This window comes from Amycolatopsis sp. NPDC051758 (assembly GCF_044453095.1).
Lineage (GTDB): Bacteria > Actinomycetota > Actinomycetes > Mycobacteriales > Pseudonocardiaceae > Amycolatopsis.
This window is the reverse complement of record NZ_JBITCJ010000005.1, coordinates 316,970-332,931: the sequence shown is the minus strand read 5'-3', so window position 1 is coordinate 332,931 and position 15,962 is coordinate 316,970. Positions and strand designations below refer to the sequence as shown.

The following is a 15,962-nucleotide window of genomic DNA, read 5'->3' as shown; positions in this document are numbered from 1 at the left end:
TCCCCCGGGACGGGAAGGCGCAGGTCAGAAGCCGAGCCGACGCAGCTGACGGGGGTCGCGCTGCCACTCCTTGGCCACCTTGATGTGCAGGTCGAGGTAGACCTTCGAACCGAGCAGCGCCTCGATGTTCTTGCGGGCGGTGGCGCCGACCTCGCGCAGCCGCTCACCCTTGTGTCCCAGGATGATGCCCTTCTGGCTGGGGCGCTCGACGTAGAGGAACGCGTGCACGTCGATGAGGTCGTCGCGGCCTTCGCGGGGCAGCATCTCTTCGACGGTGACGGCGATCGAGTGCGGCAGCTCGTCGCGGACGCCTTCCAGCGCGGCCTCGCGGATGAGCTCGGCAACCAGGGTCTGCTCGGGTTCGTCGGTGAGCTCGCCGCCCGGGTAGAGCTGCGGGCCCTCGGGGAGCTTCTTGACGAGCAGGTCCGCGAGCGCGCCGACCTGGAAACCGTCCACGGCGGACACCGGGATCAGCTCGGCGAAGTCCATGACGTCCTGCAGCGCGAGCAGCTGCTCGGCGACCTGCTGGGGCTGGACCAGGTCGGTCTTGGTGACGATGCCGATGACCGGCGTCCGCTTGGCTATCTTCTGCAGTTCGGCGGCGATGAACTTGTCGCCGGGCCCGATCTTCTCGTTCGCCGGCACGCACAGGCCGACGACGTCCACTTCGGACCACGTGGTGTGCACGATGTCGTTGAGCCGCTCGCCGAGCAGGGTGCGGGGGCGGTGCAGGCCGGGGGTGTCGATGAGGACGAGCTGGGCGTCCTCGCGGTGCACGATGCCGCGGATGGCGTGGCGGGTGGTCTGCGGTTTGCTGGAGGTGATCGCGACCTTGGTGCCGACCAGGGCGTTGGTCAGCGTCGACTTGCCCGCGTTGGGGCGGCCGACGAAGCAGGCGAAGCCGGAGCGGTGTTCGGTCATCGGTTCAGCACCTCGAGAATCGCGCCGTCGGGGCCGGCGAGGATGATCGGCGCGTACTTCGCGATGTCGCGCACGGCCTGCACCGACGCGCCCTTGAGCAGTCCCTCTTCACTGACGACGGCGGCGGCCTCGATGCCTTCGGCGCCGCTGGAGAGCGCGGCGGCGACCGCGGCCTGGAGCGCGGTGAGCTTGAACGACGGCTGGTCGACCGTGCCCGCGGCGTAGGTGCGGCCGTCGGTGTCGCGGACCGCGGCGCCTTCGGGGGCCTGGATGCGGGCGCGCGAGGACCGGGCGAGGGTGACCAGCTTCTGGTCCTCCGCCTCGAGGTCAGGCATGTTCGACGCTCCTGTCGCGTTCGTCGGGGTGGGGCAGGCGCGTGCGGCGGCGGGCGGTCCGGTCGGCCGGGTCCGTCATCGCGTCGGCGTCGGCCGGGTGCACGACCACGGAGGTGATCCGCATGCGGCCGCGCCGGTCCTTGCCGCCTTCGGCGAACAGCCGGAGGCCGGCGACCTCGGCTTCGGCCCCCGGTAGCGGGACCCTACCCAGTCGTTCCGCGAGCAGTCCGCCCACGGTCTCCACGTCGTGGTCTTCGAGGTCGAGGCCGAACAGCTCGCCCAGGTCGTCGACGCCCATCCGGGAGGACACCCGGACGGCGCCGTCGTCGAGCTCCTCGACCTCGGGGCGCTCGTCGCCGTCGGACTCGTCGGTGATCTCGCCGACGATCTCTTCGAGGACGTCTTCGATGGTGAGCAGGCCGGCGGTGCCGCCGTACTCGTCGACGGCGATCGCCATGTGGTTGTGCGAGCGCTGCATCTCCTTGAGCAGCTCGCCGAGCCGCTTGGAGTCGGGGACGAAGCCGGCTTCGTTCATCAAGGTGTCGACGACCGTGCTCGACCCGTCCGGGTCCATGTACGCCGACATCAGGTCCTTGATGTTGACCACGCCGACGATGTCGTCGACGGACTCGCCGATCACCGGGAGCCGGGTGAAGCCGGTGCGCAGCGCCAGCGCGAGGGCCTGCCGGACGGTCTTGGTGCGCTCGATCCAGACGATCTCGGTGCGCGGCACCATGACCTCGCGGGCGATGGTGTCGCCGAGCTCGAACACCGAGTGGATCATCTCGCGCTCGGAGTCCTCGACGACGCCGCGTTCCTGGGCGAGGTCGACGAGCTCGCGCAGCTCGACCTCGGAGGTGAACGGGCCTTCGCGGAAGCCCTGGCCGGGGGTGATCGCGTTACCGATGAGGATCAGCAGCCGCGACAGCGGGCCGAGGACCGAGCCGAGCACGCGGACGGGCCCGGCGACGTAGCGGCCGATGCGGTAGGGGTGCTGGCGGCCGAGGGTGCGCGGGCCGACGCCGATGAGGACGTAGCTCACGACGATCATGACGACCGCCGAGACCAGCACGGCGACGCCGAGTGGCGCCAGGCGGGTGCCGACGAAGACGGTGACCAGCACGGTGGCGGTGAGCTCGCAGCCGAGGCGCAGCAGGAGCAGCAGGTTGATGTGCCGGCGCCGTTCGCCGACGACCGCGGCGAGGTGGCGGGCGCCGGGCAGGCCCATCCGGGCGAGGCCGTCGGCCCGGGCCTGCGAGACGGTGCTGATGGCGGCGTCGGCCGCCGCGAACACGCCCGCGAGGAGCACGAGCGCGATCGCGAAGAGGAGCTGGACCATGGCTGGCGCCTAGGGCGTTTCCCCGGTGGGTGGCTCGCCGGCCGGCGCGATGCCCGCGTCGAGCCCGGCGATGCCGAGCACGCGGTCGTCGGTGTTGCGCTGCGCGTCCCGCTTCTCCAGCGCGACGACGGCGTCCTGGTACTCGCCGAGGATCCGCTTCTGGAGGGCGAACATCTCACGTTCCTCGGCGGGTTCGGCGTGGTCGTAACCGAGGAGGTGGAGGCAGCCGTGCACGGTGAGCAGGTGCAGCTCGTCGATCAGGGCGTGGCCAGCGGTCTTGGCCTGGTCCTTCGCGAACGCCGGGCAGAGCACGATGTCCCCGAGCAGCGCCGGGGACGCGTCGGGCGCGTCGGGGCGGCGGGAGGAGTCGAGCTCGTCCATCGGGAAGGCCATCACGTCGGTGGGACCGGGGAGGTCCATCCAGCGTTCGTGCAGGTCTTCCATGACCTCGAGGGTGACCAGCAGGATGGACAGCTCGGCGAGCGGGCTGACCTCCATCTTGTCGAGGGCGTAGCGGGCGGCCGAGACGATGGACGTCTCGTCGACGTCGACGCCGGACTCGTTGGCGATTTCGATGCTCACCGCCGGTTGCCCTTCCAGCCGTTGCTCTGCTGGTCCTGGGCGTCCTGCACGGCCTGCCACTTTTCGTAGGCGTCGACGATGTCGCCGACGAGCTTGTGCCGGACGACGTCCTGGCTGGTCAGTTCGGAGAAGTGCAGCCCCTCGACGCCGCCGAGGATGTCGCGGACGACGCGGAGGCCGCTGCGCTGCCCGTTGGGCAGGTCGACCTGGGTGACGTCACCGGTGACGACGATCTTGGAGCCCTGCCCGAGGCGGGTGAGGAACATCTTCATCTGCTCGGGCGTGGTGTTCTGGGCCTCGTCGAGGATGATGAAGGCGTCGTTCAACGTCCGGCCACGCATGTAGGCCAGCGGCGCGATCTCGATGGTGCCCGCCTGCATGAGCCGGGGGATCGACTCGGGCTCGACCATGTCGTGCAGCGCGTCGTAGAGCGGCCGCAGGTACGGGTCGATCTTCTCGTTGAGCGTGCCGGGCAGGTAGCCGAGGCGCTCGCCGGCTTCGACGGCGGGGCGGGTCAGCACGATGCGGGTGACCTGCTTGGCCTGGAGGGCCTGGACGGCCTTCGCCATGGCGAGGTAGGTCTTGCCGGTGCCGGCCGGGCCGATGCCGAAGACGACGGTGTGCTTGTCGATTGCGTCGACGTAGCGCTTCTGGTTGAGCGTCTTGGGCCGGATGGTCTTGCCGCGGCGGGAGACGATGTTGAGGCTGAGGACCTCGGCCGGGGACGCGTCCCCGGTGCTCAGCATCCCGATGGTGCGGCGGACGGTGTCCGGGCCGACCTGCTGCCCGCCGGTGGCGAGGGTGACGAGGTCGGCGAAGACGCGCTCGGCGAACGCGACGTCGGCGGGGGTGCCGGTCAGGGTGACCTCGTTGCCGCGGACGTGCACGTCCGCGGCGAGGAGCTCCTCGGCGACGCGCAGGTTCTCGTCGCGGGAGCCGAGCAGGCTGAGGGCGGCGGCGTCGGGGATGGGGAACCGGGACTGCGCGGCCTGGACGGCGGCATCCTCGGTCTTGGCGACGTCCCCGGGGACGTCGGGTCGGGCGGCTCCACCCGGTTCGGTTCCGGCCACGTGGCCTCAGGCCTGCTTTCTCGGTGAGGGACTACTGACCCCACCGATGCTACTGGCACCCCCCGACAGAACGCAGGCAGGTTTCCCGACTCACCCCTCGTGAGCCCCGAAGAACCCCAGCGGCTCCCCACCCAGCACATGGGCATGAACGTGGAAGACGGTCTGCCCCGCATCCCCATCGGTGTTGAAGACAACCCGATACCCACTCTCGAGGATGCCCTCGAGCTCAGCAACCTTACGAGCAGTAGCAACAACCTCACTCAACAAGGCGGGATCGGCAGCAGCAAGCTCCCCAAGGTTCCGATACCGCTTCTTCGGCACCACAAGCACATGAACCCGAGCCTGCGGCCGAATATCCCGAAAAGCAAAGGTAGAGGCATCCTCAAAGACCACGTCAGCAGGAATCTCACCAGCAATGACCCGCTCAAAGAGCGTCTCGTCCTCACTCATGACAAGACCCTATCGACCCCAAGACCACCCCGCCCAACACGCCCAACGCCCGCGCAACGCACGCGCAACGACCACACGAAGCGAGGGCCGGAGGCCCGAGCAAGGCGAGCCGCCTTTTGAACGGAGACAAGACAAAAGCCGCGGGGGTCCGGGGCTTGCCCCGGCTGGGGGTCTGGGGGTTTGACCCCCAGAAGACACACCGAAGCAAAGCGGCAACTGACGAAGCGAAGCGGAGGAAGATGCCGCGCCGCGGCGGATCCTGGGGGTCGATCCGCCGCTAGCGCGGCTCCGCCGGACCGAGGGGGGAGGTGCCCGGCGGGGTCTGTGTCTTCCCAGTGGCGCGCCGAAACACTGTGTGGCGCGTTAGTAAACGAGAGTAACCGGTCGGAGTGTGATCGCGCCATAACTGGGCGCAAAATCCGGCCTTTTTTTCGGTTGTGATCTTTTCACTGCCAGCGGGTGGTGAGGGCGCCGAGCGCGCCGAGGGCGACGGCCGCGGCGGTGGAGGTGCGCAGGACCGTGGTGCCGAGGCGGACGGCTCGGGCGCCGGCTTCGCGCAGGGTGCGGAGTTCGTCGTCGGTGATGCCGCCTTCGGGGCCGATGACGAGGAGGAGGTCGCCGGTGTCCGGGAGCTCGAGGTCGGTGAGGCGGTCGGGGACGTCGGATTCGAGGACGACGACGAGGGACATCGTCGCTGCGAGGCCGGCGAGTTCGCGGGTGCCGACGGGTTCGGTGACGTCGGGGACGTGTGCGCGGCGGGCCTGTTTGGCCGCGGCGCGGGCGGTGGCGCGCCAGCGGGCGAGTGCTTTCTCGCCGCGGCCGCCGTCGTCCCACTTGGTGACGCTGCGGGCGGCGCGCCACGGCACGATCGCGTCGACGCCCGCTTCGGTGGCGAGTTCGACGGCGAGCTCGCCGCGGTCGCCCTTGGCGAGGGCCTGCGCCACCACGACGCGCAGTGCGGGCGGTTCTTCGGTCCAGCTCTCCTCGACGGTGAGGGTCAGCCGAGCGTCGCGTCCGGGCTGGACGGCGTCGACGACGCACCGGGCCATCAGGCCCGCGCCGTCGGAGAGGACCAGCCGCTCCCCCACGCGCAGGCGGCGGACCGTCGCCGCGTGCCGGGCTTCCTCGCCGTCGAGCACCGCGCTCCCGGAGGCGGGCACGGAGGTGGCGAGGAAGACCGGCAGGGTGGTGTCGGGCACGGCTCAGCGGTGGTTCTTGGCGCGCAGCTTGGAGAACAGGCCGCCGTGCTTGGTGCCGTTGGACGCCAGCGTGGGCACTTCCTCGCCGCGCTGCTGAGCCAGCTCGACGAGGAGGTCGCGCTGGGCTTCGTCGAGCTTGGTCGGGACGACGACGTCGATGTGGACGTGCAGGTCACCACGGCCGTCGACGCGGCCGGAGGACCGCAGCCGGGGCATGCCCTTGCCGGTGAGGACGAGCTCGGCGTTGGGCTGGGTGCCGGGCTCGACGTCGAGCTCGTAGTCGCCGTCGACGAGGGTCGCGATCGGCACGGTGGCGCCGAGGGCCGCGGTCGTCATCGGGATGCGGAAGTTGCAGTGCAGGTCGTGGCCCTGCCGGACGAAGACCTCATGCGGGGTCTCGTCGATCTCGACGTACAGGTCGCCGGCCGGGCCGCCGCCGGGGCCGACCTCGCCCTGGCCGGACAGCCGGATGCGCATGCCGTCGCCGACGCCCGGCGGGATCTTGGCCGTGACGTTGCGGCGGGCGCGGATGCGGCCGTCACCACCGCACTGGCGGCAGGGGTCGGGGATGACCTCGCCGAAGCCGCGGCAGACCGGGCAGGGGCGAGCCGTCACGACCTGGCCCAGGAAGGACCGCTGGACGGACTGGACCTCGCCGACGCCGCCGCAGGTGTCACATGTCTTGACGCCGGTGCCTTCGGCCGTGCCCGCGCCGCGGCAGAGGTCGCAGACGATCGCGGTGTCGACGGCGATCTCCTTGTCGACCCCGGTCGCGCAGTCCTCGAGGCTGAGGCCGAGCCGGATGAGGGCGTCGGAGCCGGGCTGGACGCGGCTGCGCGGGCCGCGCCCGCGGCCGCCGCCACCACCGCCGGCGGCGCCGAAGAAGGCGTCCATGATGTCGCCGAGGCCGCCGAACCCGGCGAACGGGTCACCGCCGCCGCCACCGCGCGCGCCGCCGTCCATCGGGTCGCCGCCGAGGTCGACGATCTTGCGCTTCTGCGGGTCCGACAGCACCTCGTAGGCCGTCGTGACCTCGCCGAACTTGTGCTGGGCGTCTTCCGACGGGTTGACGTCGGGGTGCAGCTCCCTGGCCAGCTTCCGGTACGCGCGCTTGATGTCCTGATCGCTCGCGTTCTTCGCCACCCCGAGGATGCCGTAGTAGTCCCTCGCCACCGTCTCTGCTTCTCCTTCTGCTCTGCCCGGCTCAGCGGCCGTGCAGGATCTGCCCCACGTAGTTGGCGACCGCGCGCACCGCGGCGATCGTGCCGGGGTAGTCCATCCGGGTCGGGCCGACCACCCCCATGCCGCCGAGCACCATGTCCTGGCCGTAACCGATGGAGACGACCGAGGTGCTGCGCATCTGCTCGTCCTCATTTTCCTCACCGATGCGCACCGTGATCGCACCGGGGTTGCGCGCGGCGGCCAGGAGCTTCAGGACGACCACCTGTTCCTCGAGCGCTTCGAGGACCTGGCGCAGCGATCCCGGGAAGTCGGCGACGTTGCGCGTGAGGTTCGCGGTACCGCCGAGGACCAGGCGTTCTTCGGGGTGTTCGGCCAGCGACTCGACCAGGACCGTGGTGACGCGAATGAGCGCGTCCCGCAGCTCGCCGGGCGACTTGTCGGGCAGCTCGGCGACCCGCGCCGCGGCGTCGTTGAGCCGCCGGCCGGACATGGCCGTGTTGAGCACCGAGCGCAGCCGCGCGACGTCGTCTTCGGTGACGACGTCGCCGAGGTCGACCGTGCGCTGGTCGACGCGGCCGTTGTCGGCGATCAGCACGAGCATCAGCCGCGCCGGGGTGAGCGGCACCACTTCGAGGTGGCGCACCTTGGCGTTGGTCAGCATCGGGTACTGGACGACGGCGACCTGCCGGGTCAGCTGCGCGAGCAGCCGGACCGAGCGCTTGAGGACGTCGTCGAGGTCGGTGCCGCTGTCGAGGAAGCTGGTGATGGCCCGGCGCTCGGCCGCGCTCAGGGGCTTGACCTCGGAGAGCCGGTCGACGAAGAGGCGGTAGCCCTTGTCGGTCGGCACGCGGCCGGCACTGGTGTGCGGCTGCGTGATGTAGCCCTCTTCTTCGAGCGTGGCCATGTCGTTGCGCACGGTGGCGCTCGAAACGCCCAGGTTGTGCCGCTCGACGATCGCTTTGGACCCGACCGGCTCCTGGTTGGAGACGTAGTCGGCCACGATCGCGCGCAGCACGTCGAAGCGGCGTTCGTCCGCGTTGGCCACCGGTCCCTCACCTACTTCGCTCGCTGCTCACCCCGAGTTTACGGAAGCCTGAGCGAGAGGTGCTCAACGCGGGCGGCTCAGCGGGCCACGGCGCCCGACAGCGCGTCGAACTCGGCGTCGGTGAGGTCGAGATCGGCGGCCGCGACGTTGTCCTCGAGGTGCCCGACCGACGACGTCCCCGGGATCGGCAGCACGACGGGCGACCGCTTGAGCAGCCACGCGAGCGCGAGCTGCGACGGCGACGCGTCGTGCTCCTTCGCCAGCGCGGTCAGCGGGCTGTCCGGGCCGGCGAGGGCGCCGGTGGCCAGCGGGAACCACGGGATGAAGGCGATGCCGTGCTCGGTGGCGTGGTCGAGCAGCGGCTCGGCGTCGCGCTTGGCGAGGTTGAAGAGGTTCTGGACGGAGACGATCTCCGCGGTCTGCTGCGCGTCCTTGAGTTCGTCCACGCTGACCTCGGACAGGCCGATGTGCCGGATCTTGCCCTCGTCCTGGAGCTTCTTCAGCTCCCCGACCTGCTCGGCCACGGGGACCTTCGGGTCGATCCGGTGCAGCTGGAGCAGGTCGATCCGGTCGAGCCCGAGGTGCCGCAGGCTCAGCTCGACCTGCTGGCGCAGGTACTCGGGCCGGCCGACCGGGATCCACTGGTCCGGCCCCTGGCGCGTGAAACCGGCCTTCGTCGCGATGACGACGTCGTCGGCGTAGGGGTGCAGCGCCTTCTTGATCAGCAGGTCGGCGACGAACGGCCCGTAGGCGTCGGCGGTGTCGAACAGCGTGACCCCGAGCTCGGCGGCGCGCCGCAGCACGCGGACGGCCTCGTCGGGATCCTTCGGGTCACCCCAGACACCGGGCCCGGTGAGCTGCATGGCGCCGTAACCGAGCCGGGTGACCGGCAGGTCGCCACCGAGGGTGAAGGTGCCCGAGTTCTTGGCGCTCATCGTTCGTCCCATCGTCGTCCGGGGGTGCTCCACCGGGTGTCAACCCGCGAAGCCCCCCGGACGATTCCCGGCCGCGGTCAGGAGTTGCGCGGGAAGCCCAGGTTCACCCCGGCGTGCGAGTTGTCCGGCCAGCGCGACGTCACGACCTTCGTCCGGGTGAAGAAGTGGAACCCCTCCGGTCCGTACGCGTGGCTGTCGCCGAACAGCGAGTCCTTCCAGCCGCCGAACGAGTAGTAGCCGACCGGGACCGGGATGGGCACGTTCACCCCGACCATGCCGACCTCGACCTCGTTCTGGAACCGCCGCGCGGCCGCGCCGTCGCCGGTGAAGATGGCCGTGCCGTTGCCGTACGGGTTCGCGTTGATCAGCGCCAGCGCGTCGTCGTAGGAGGCCGCGCGCGCGACCGCCAGCACCGGGCCGAAGATCTCGTCGGTGTAGATCGACATCTCCGGGCGGACGTGGTCGAACAGCGTCGGGCCGAGCCAGAAGCCGTCCGAAGAACCGGGCACTTCGACGCCCCGGCCGTCGACCACGAGCGAAGCACCCGCTTCGACTCCGGCGTCCACATAGGACTCGACGCGTTCGTGGTGCGCCGCCGTCACCAACGGGCCCATTTCGGACGCCGGGTCGCGGCCGTCGCCGACCTTCAGCCGGGAGATCCGGTCGGCGATCTTCGCGACCAGCTCGTCGCCGACCGGGTCGACCGCGACGACCACCGACACCGCCATGCAGCGCTCGCCCGCCGAGCCGAACCCGGCCGACACCGCGGCGTCGGCGGCCAGGTCGAGGTCGGCGTCCGGCAGCACGACCATGTGGTTCTTCGCGCCGCCGAGGGCCTGCACGCGCTTGCCGTGCCGGGTGCCGGTTTCGTAGACGTAGCGCGCGATCGGCGTCGACCCGACGAACGAGATCGCCTTCACCTCGGGGTGCGTGAGCAGCCCGTCGACCGCGACCTTGTCGCCGTGCAGCACGTTGAGCACGCCCGCGGGCAGCCCGGCCTCGGCGAACAGCTCCGCGATGAACACCGCCGCCGACGGGTCCTTCTCACTCGGCTTGAGCACGACGGTGTTGCCGCAGGCCAGCGCGTTCGGGACGAACCACAGCGGCACCATGGCCGGGAAGTTGAACGGCGAGATCACGCCGACCACGCCGAGCGGCTGGGAGATCGAGTAGACGTCGACGCCGGTCGAGGCGTTCTCGCTGAAGCCGCCCTTGAGCAGCTGCGCGGCGCCGCAGGCGAACTCGACGTTCTCGATCGCGCGCGCGACCTCGCCGGCCGCGTCCGACTCGACCTTGCCGTGCTCGCTCGTGACGATCTTCGCGAGCTCGTGCTTGCGGGCGGACAGCAGCTCGCGGAAGGCGAACAGCACCCGCGTCCGCCCGGCCAGCGACGTCCCGCGCCAGCCCGGCAGCGCGGCCGCCGCGGCGGCGACGGCCTCGTCGACCTCCGCCTGCCCGGCGAAGTCGACCTGTCCCCGGACCTCGCCGGTGGCGGGGTCGAACACTTCGCCGGAGCGCTCGGTCTGCCCCGCGAACAGCTTGCCGTCGATCCAGTGGGTGATGCGGTCGGTCACGACGGTGCGCTCCTTCGGTCGGGGACGTCTCCCTGCGAGTGTCCGGGCGCGCGCCACGCGGACGCCATCGACAACGTGTACGGACTCGGCGTCCCGGCCGTACAGTCTGTCCCTGCCGATCATTCGCGAGGAGCCATGTACCCGACCGTCGCCGAGGTGCTCGCGCTGCCGGTGCTGCGCCAGGGCCGCCCGCACGTCGTCGCGGGCTCGGCCGGGCTGGACGCGCCGGTGCGCTGGGCCCACGTCGCCGAGGTCGCCGACATCGCACACCTGCTGCGCGGCGGCGAGCTGGTGCTGACGACCGGGGTCGCGCTGCCCGACGACGGTCCTTCGCTGGCCCGCTACGTCGCCGACCTGGCCGGGGTCGGCGCGGCCGGCCTGGTGATCGAGCTGGTCCGGCACTGGAGTGACAAGCTGCCCGGCGCGCTGGTCGACGCGGCCGAGAAGCACGGCCTGCCGCTGGTGACGCTCTCGCGTGAGACGCGCTACGTGAGCGTCACCGAGGCGGTCAACGGCCAGATCGTCGACGCCCAGGTCGCCGAGCTGCGCGCCGCCGAGCGTGTGCACGAGACGTTCACCGCGCTGACCGTCGCGGGCGCCGAGCCCGGCGTCGTCCTGGGTGAGGTCGCCCGGCTGACCGAGCAGCCGGTGGTCCTGGAGACGCTGTCCCACGAGGTCCTCGCCTACGACGCGGCCGGGGTCGATCCGGCCGAGCTGCTCGCCGGCTGGCCGGCCCGGTCCCGGGTGGTCCAGATCGGCGAGCGGACCGGTTACCACCCCGGCTCGGGCTGGCTGGTCACCGTCGTCGGCGCGCGCGGGCACGACTGGGGACGGCTCGTCGTCGTGTGTGCCGACCAGCCGCCGCACCGCCACCGCGTGGTCGCCGAGCGGGCCGCGTCCGCGCTGGCCGTGCACCGGCTGGTCGCCAAGGACTCCGACGGGCTCGAACGCCAGGCCCACCGCGCCGTGCTCGCCGAGCTGCTCGCGTCGCCGGCGCCGTCGGCGGAGCTGCTGGCGCGGGCTTCGGCGCTGGCCGTGCCGCTCACCGGGCGGCAGCTGGTCGGGCTGGCGGTCCGGCCGCGGCTGCTCGGCAACCGTCCCGCGCTGTCCACGCCGCCGGTGCTGCGCGAACTGGCCGAGGCGACGGTGCTGGCGGCGCGCCGCGCGAAGGTGTCAGCCCTGGTGGGGACCGACGAGCTCGGCGTCCGGGCGCTGCTCGCGCTGTCCCCGGAGGCGAACGTCGACGCCGTGCTGCACCGGCTCGCCACCGACGTCCACGATGCCCGCAGCAGCGCGCCGGGCGTCCTCGCGGTCGGCACGACCGTGCTGTCCCCCGCCGAAGCGCGCCGGACGTTGCTGGAAGCCGGCCAGGTCGCGGCGGCCGCGCTGGGTTCGGCCGATGAACGGGTGCTGCACCGGCTGTCCGACGTCCGCCTGCGTGGTCTGTTGCACCTGTTGGAAGGCGACGAGCGCGTGACGGCGTTCGCCACCCGCGAGCTCGGCCCGCTGCTGCAGCGCGACGCCGGGTCCGGCAGCCGGCTCGTGCAGGCGTTGCGGCACTACTGCGAGCAGGGCGGCAACAAGTCGGCGGCGGCCGTCGCGGCGCACACCTCCCGGACGGCGTACTACCAGCAGCTCGCCCGGATCGAGCAGGTCCTCGGCGTCCGGCTGGAGGACCCGGAGTCGATGCTCTCGCTGTACGTCGCGTTGCTGGCCTTGGACATCACCCGGCCGAGCGAAGAAGACTCACCCGGACGTGGAGCACAGTGATCGGGTCCGGGCTGCCGATGGAACCGATATGGCCTTACTCCCCCTTGCTGCCTGCTTGATGAGCCTGAGCTGCCTCGCGCCGGCGCAACCCCCGGCGTCGACGCTGCAGCTCACCACCCACGACACCGCGAACCGGATCGGCTCGGTGGTGCTGACGTGCGACCCGACCGGCGGCACGCATCCCCAGCGTGACCAGGCGTGCGCGGTGCTTTCGGGCGTCGACGGCGACTTTTCGCGGATCACCGCCCGGCACCAGGCGTGCACGCTGATCTACGCCCCGGTCGACGCCACCGTGGTCGGCACCTGGCGCGGCAAGCCGGTGTCGTACCGCGCGACGTTCCCGAACCGCTGCGTCGCCAACCGCGACTCGGACGACGTTTTCGCTTTCTGAATTTGCGCTGAAGTTGCCCTGACGCAGTTTTGCGACAGCCGGAACGGCATCGCCCGACCGGGGGCAGCGGGTGCCGAGCAGGCTGTGCCCCATGTCGCCACCGATCGCCACGCCCAGGGCCCGTGCCCTGGGCTTTGGTCTGAAGAGAGTCAGGCAGGAGCGGGGTCTCGGGGTCCGGGAGCTCGCGCGGCTGACGGATTTGCCGCCGCAGAACATCTCCACGTGGGAGAGCGGGAAGCGGGTGCCGAAGATCGAGGAAGTGGCGACGATCCTCGGTGCCCTGGTGGTGGAGCCGGGCGAGCGGGCCCGGTTGCTGGAGCTGGCTCGGAACGCGACTGAGCCCAACTGGCTCGAACAGCACGCGCCGCCCAAGCTGGCGACCTTCATCCAGTACGAGCAGACCGCCGCGGCGATGGCGGAGTGGGCACCTGCGCTGATGCCTGGGTTGCTGCAGACTCCCGCCTACATCAAGGCGCTCTTCGCCATGACGGCACTCTCTCAGCGCGACATCGACAACCGCCTGATGATCCGGCTCGCCCGCCGTGAGGTGCTGACCGCCCGCGAACCCTTGCAGTACCGGGCCGTACTCGGCGAATCCGTGCTGCGCCAGGGCATCGGCGGCTCGCGGGTGATGGCCGAGCAGCTCCGCCACCTGCTCACGATGACCCAGGCCCGCAACATCTCGGTGCGCATCGTCCCGGACGGCATCGGCTACCACCCCGGCCTCTACGGGCCGTTCGTCATCTTCGACTTCGGCGACCTGCCGCCGATCGTGCATCTGGAGCACTATCGCGGCAGCGGCTATGTCTACGATCAGAACCACCTGGCCGACTACCGCGCGGCCTTGGAGAGCCTGTGCACCCTGGCGCTCGGCGAAACCGACTCGCACCGGCTCATCCAGGGGATGATCGCGAAACTGGAGGGCTGAGATGCCAGAGGCAACCTGGCGCAAGTCGACCTACAGCGGCGAGGAGACCAACTGCGTCGAGGTCCGGCTGGCTGCGGTGTCGCAAATCCGGGACACGAAGGACCGCGCGGGCGGCACACTCTCCGTCACCACCCGATCGTGGGAAGCACTGCTGTCCGGCCTCGGTGCGCGGAAGCCGCCGGGCCGCCCCCACGACGACCCGGTGACTTCCGCGCAACGCTCGTAACCACGCAGCGGAGGCCGGTTCGGTTCAGTTTCCGTCGCCGAGAGTCACATCACGGGCTGAGGAACGGCTGAGGTTCCACGCGGGCCAGCCGTCGGGGGTGTCGCCGTCGAGGACCTGGCGCAGCACGCGGGTGCGCAGCGGTTCCGGCAGCCGGGCCGAGACCACCGGGACGACGTCCGTCGAGAAGCCGGCGAGATACGCGCTGTCCAGGGGTTTCCCGGCGGCGGCGCGGTCCAGGTTGGCGTCGGCGATGAGGCGTTCGGGGTCGAGGATCGCGAGGGCGAGCAGCGCCGCGGCGGCGGTGCCGATGGCCGCGCGGGGCAGCCACGTCGAGCGCAGCTTGACCAGCGACGCCAGGACCAGCACGAACACCGCGCCGAACCAGAGTTCGCAGACCTCGACGAGCAGCCGCAGCACGGTGAAGCCGTAGGCCTGCTGGTAGGTCCACATGCGACTCAGCGCCGACCCGACGAGCACCAGGCTCAGCGCGCTGAGCGCCCCCAGCAGGACACGCTGCCGCAGCCGGTCGGCCTGGGTCGTGTCCGGCGCCCAGCGCAGGGCCGCGGAGACGATGGCGAGCGTCAGGACGGTGACGGCGCACAGCTGCCAGAAGCCGCTGCGGGCGTACTCCGCCGAGGTCAGGTTGCTGGTGCGCAGGACGTACTCGGTACCCCCGAACAGCACGACCAGCCGGACGCCGACGAAGACGCTGAAGAGCAGGACGAGCACGGTGAGCGGGACCATCCACTCCAGACCGTACTTCGTCCGATGTGGACGATCGGCCGACGCCCGGTGCGGTGGCGAGGCGAGGAAGTAACAAGCCCCGGCGACGAGCAGCGCGGCCACGGCGAACACCACGCACCAGCGCACGAGCGTCTCGACGCTGAGGTCGGGAACCATGGCGTTGACCACGGCGGCGAAGGCGGCATCGGCACTGGCCAGCAGCGGCACGAAAACGGCGACCAGCGCGGCGGCGGCCAGCACGGCCAGCGCGATCCGGCGGGCGACACCGTCCCGCCGGGCGGTGAACCGCCCGACGCCGCGCCCGGCCCACGGGATCGCCCGGAGGGCTTCGAGGGGGACGGCGAGCACGTCGTAGAGGATGGTGTTGACGGTCCGTTTCCCCACCAGGGCAAGGGATCCGGTAACAACGGCGGCGAGCACGCAGAGAACGAAGAGCCACCCCGACGCCCGGACGGCGCCCATGCCGAGGAGGGCGAGGCTGAGCAAGGCCCAGCCCCCGCTGAGCCAGGTGAAGGGGCTCGCCTGCCCGTCGCCCCGCGACCGCCGATCAGCCACGACAACGGCGGCGGTCATCGCCACCCCGGTCAGCAGCCACCCGACCCCGGGCCGGTCGACGGGCAGCACAAGAGCGGCGGCAACCCCGGCCAACCCGGCAGCCGGAAGAACAGCGGGCGGCAGCGGAACAACGGCAGATTTCGGCGGCGGCAGCGGCCGCATCAGAATGGGCGGCGCGGCCAGGGCAACTCCGCCCCCGGGCGACGGTCCGCCAGCAGGAGCTCCACCGAGCGAGCCGGACCCACCGGCAACCCCACCAGCCAAGCCAACGCCTCCGGCAACCCCGCCAGCCATGCCAGACCTACCGGCCGAGCCAGGCCCACCAGCAACCCCGCCACCACCAGCCGAGCCAGGCCCACCGGCAACCCCACCACCACCAACCGAGCCAGCCCCACCAGCCGAGCCAGGCCCACCAGCAACCCCACCACCGCCAACCGAGCCAGCCCCACCTGCCAAGCCAAGCCCACCAGCCGAGCCAGCCCCACCAGCAACCCCGCCACCACCAACCGAGCCAGCCCCGCCGGCGCCCCTGCCAACCGAACCCACCGTCGCCTCCACACCGCCGGCCGAAGTCCCGGGCGGCGAGGCCTCCGGCGCGGCCGCCCGGGACGCGACCGAGCGCTTTCCCCGCGGCGCCGCGGCGCCGCCGATCTTGGACTTGGGCATTTCGCCTCTTTCTCGAGTTCTCACGTTCGCTTTTGCGAACATCGCATCGC

At 71.3% G+C, this 15,962-nt stretch carries 17 protein-coding genes; 4 read left to right on the top strand and 13 right to left on the bottom strand.

Going from position 1 to position 15,962, the window contains the following annotated elements; translation table 11 throughout:
- Nucleotides 1–24 precede the first annotated feature (24 nt).
- The 11 genes from era to ACIA5G_RS24935 all read right to left on the bottom strand — a co-directional run bounded on the left by era (nt 25) and on the right by ACIA5G_RS24935 (nt 10,632).
- Nucleotides 25–921 carry a GTPase Era gene (gene era, locus ACIA5G_RS24985; RefSeq protein WP_284741974.1) on the bottom strand — a complete coding sequence of 299 codons (897 nt, stop codon included), beginning with the start codon at nt 919–921 and terminating at the stop codon, nt 25–27.
- A complete protein-coding gene (locus ACIA5G_RS24980; RefSeq protein WP_395927153.1) occupies nt 918–1,256 on the bottom strand; it encodes a cytidine deaminase in 339 nt (112 codons plus the stop codon). The genes era and ACIA5G_RS24980 overlap by 4 nt, the downstream gene beginning before the upstream one ends.
- Nucleotides 1,249–2,595: a hemolysin family protein gene (locus ACIA5G_RS24975; RefSeq protein ID WP_395927151.1), complete on the bottom strand. Its 1,347-nt coding sequence runs from the start codon at nt 2,593–2,595 to the stop codon at nt 1,249–1,251. Before ACIA5G_RS24975 ends, ACIA5G_RS24980 begins: the two co-directional genes overlap by 8 nt.
- A 9-nt stretch (nt 2,596–2,604) precedes the next feature.
- The gene (gene ybeY, locus ACIA5G_RS24970) at nt 2,605–3,177 is read right to left on the bottom strand and encodes an rRNA maturation RNase YbeY (RefSeq protein WP_395927149.1); all 573 of its coding nucleotides are present in this window, start codon (nt 3,175–3,177) and stop codon (nt 2,605–2,607) included.
- Entirely contained in the window at nt 3,174–4,247 is a 1,074-nt protein-coding gene (locus tag ACIA5G_RS24965) for a PhoH family protein (protein WP_395927147.1), read from the bottom strand. Before ACIA5G_RS24965 ends, ybeY begins: the two co-directional genes overlap by 4 nt.
- A 90-nt stretch (nt 4,248–4,337) precedes the next feature.
- A complete protein-coding gene (locus ACIA5G_RS24960; protein WP_395927145.1) occupies nt 4,338–4,697 on the bottom strand; it encodes a histidine triad nucleotide-binding protein in 360 nt (119 codons plus the stop codon).
- A gap of 446 nt (nt 4,698–5,143) precedes the next feature.
- Entirely contained in the window at nt 5,144–5,896 is a 753-nt protein-coding gene (locus ACIA5G_RS24955; RefSeq protein ID WP_395927143.1) for a 16S rRNA (uracil(1498)-N(3))-methyltransferase, read from the bottom strand.
- Between the two features lie 3 nt (nt 5,897–5,899).
- On the bottom strand, nt 5,900–7,069 hold the full coding sequence (gene dnaJ / locus ACIA5G_RS24950; RefSeq protein WP_395927141.1) for a molecular chaperone DnaJ: 1,170 nt from the start codon (nt 7,067–7,069) through the stop codon (nt 5,900–5,902).
- A gap of 31 nt (nt 7,070–7,100) precedes the next feature.
- Nucleotides 7,101–8,123 (bottom strand): heat-inducible transcriptional repressor HrcA, encoded by a 1,023-nt coding sequence (gene hrcA, locus ACIA5G_RS24945; protein ID WP_395927139.1) that lies wholly within the window; start codon nt 8,121–8,123, stop codon nt 7,101–7,103.
- A gap of 77 nt (nt 8,124–8,200) precedes the next feature.
- Entirely contained in the window at nt 8,201–9,058 is an 858-nt protein-coding gene (locus ACIA5G_RS24940) for an aldo/keto reductase (protein WP_395927137.1), read from the bottom strand.
- Between the two features lie 77 nt (nt 9,059–9,135).
- Nucleotides 9,136–10,632, bottom strand: coding sequence for a CoA-acylating methylmalonate-semialdehyde dehydrogenase (locus ACIA5G_RS24935; RefSeq protein ID WP_395927135.1), 1,497 nt, complete (start codon nt 10,630–10,632; stop codon nt 9,136–9,138).
- A 135-nt stretch (nt 10,633–10,767) separates the two neighbouring features.
- Here ACIA5G_RS24935 and ACIA5G_RS24930 point away from each other — a divergent pair, with 135 nt between their 5' ends.
- The 4 genes from ACIA5G_RS24930 (at nt 10,768) to ACIA5G_RS24915 (ending at nt 13,947) form a co-directional block, all read left to right on the top strand.
- Complete coding sequence (locus ACIA5G_RS24930; RefSeq protein WP_395927133.1) at nt 10,768–12,402, top strand: PucR family transcriptional regulator; 1,635 nt, start codon at nt 10,768–10,770, stop codon at nt 12,400–12,402.
- 58 nt (nt 12,403–12,460) lie between these two features.
- Nucleotides 12,461–12,793: an SSI family serine proteinase inhibitor gene (locus ACIA5G_RS24925; protein WP_395927131.1), complete on the top strand. Its 333-nt coding sequence runs from the start codon at nt 12,461–12,463 to the stop codon at nt 12,791–12,793.
- Between the two features lie 91 nt (nt 12,794–12,884).
- The gene (locus ACIA5G_RS24920; protein ID WP_395927129.1) at nt 12,885–13,721 is read left to right on the top strand and encodes a helix-turn-helix domain-containing protein; all 837 of its coding nucleotides are present in this window, start codon (nt 12,885–12,887) and stop codon (nt 13,719–13,721) included.
- Between the two features lies 1 nt (nt 13,722).
- A complete protein-coding gene (locus tag ACIA5G_RS24915) occupies nt 13,723–13,947 on the top strand; it encodes a DUF397 domain-containing protein (protein WP_395927127.1) in 225 nt (74 codons plus the stop codon).
- A 24-nt stretch (nt 13,948–13,971) separates the two neighbouring features.
- Here the strand turns inward: ACIA5G_RS24915 and ACIA5G_RS24910 are convergent, their stop codons facing one another.
- Complete coding sequence (locus ACIA5G_RS24910; protein ID WP_395927125.1) at nt 13,972–15,339, bottom strand: DUF4153 domain-containing protein; 1,368 nt, start codon at nt 15,337–15,339, stop codon at nt 13,972–13,974.
- Nucleotides 15,340–15,407: 68 nt separating this feature from the next.
- Nucleotides 15,408–15,737 carry a hypothetical protein gene (locus ACIA5G_RS24905; protein ID WP_395927123.1) on the bottom strand — a complete coding sequence of 110 codons (330 nt, stop codon included), beginning with the start codon at nt 15,735–15,737 and terminating at the stop codon, nt 15,408–15,410.
- Nucleotides 15,738–15,962: the final 225 nt, after the last annotated feature.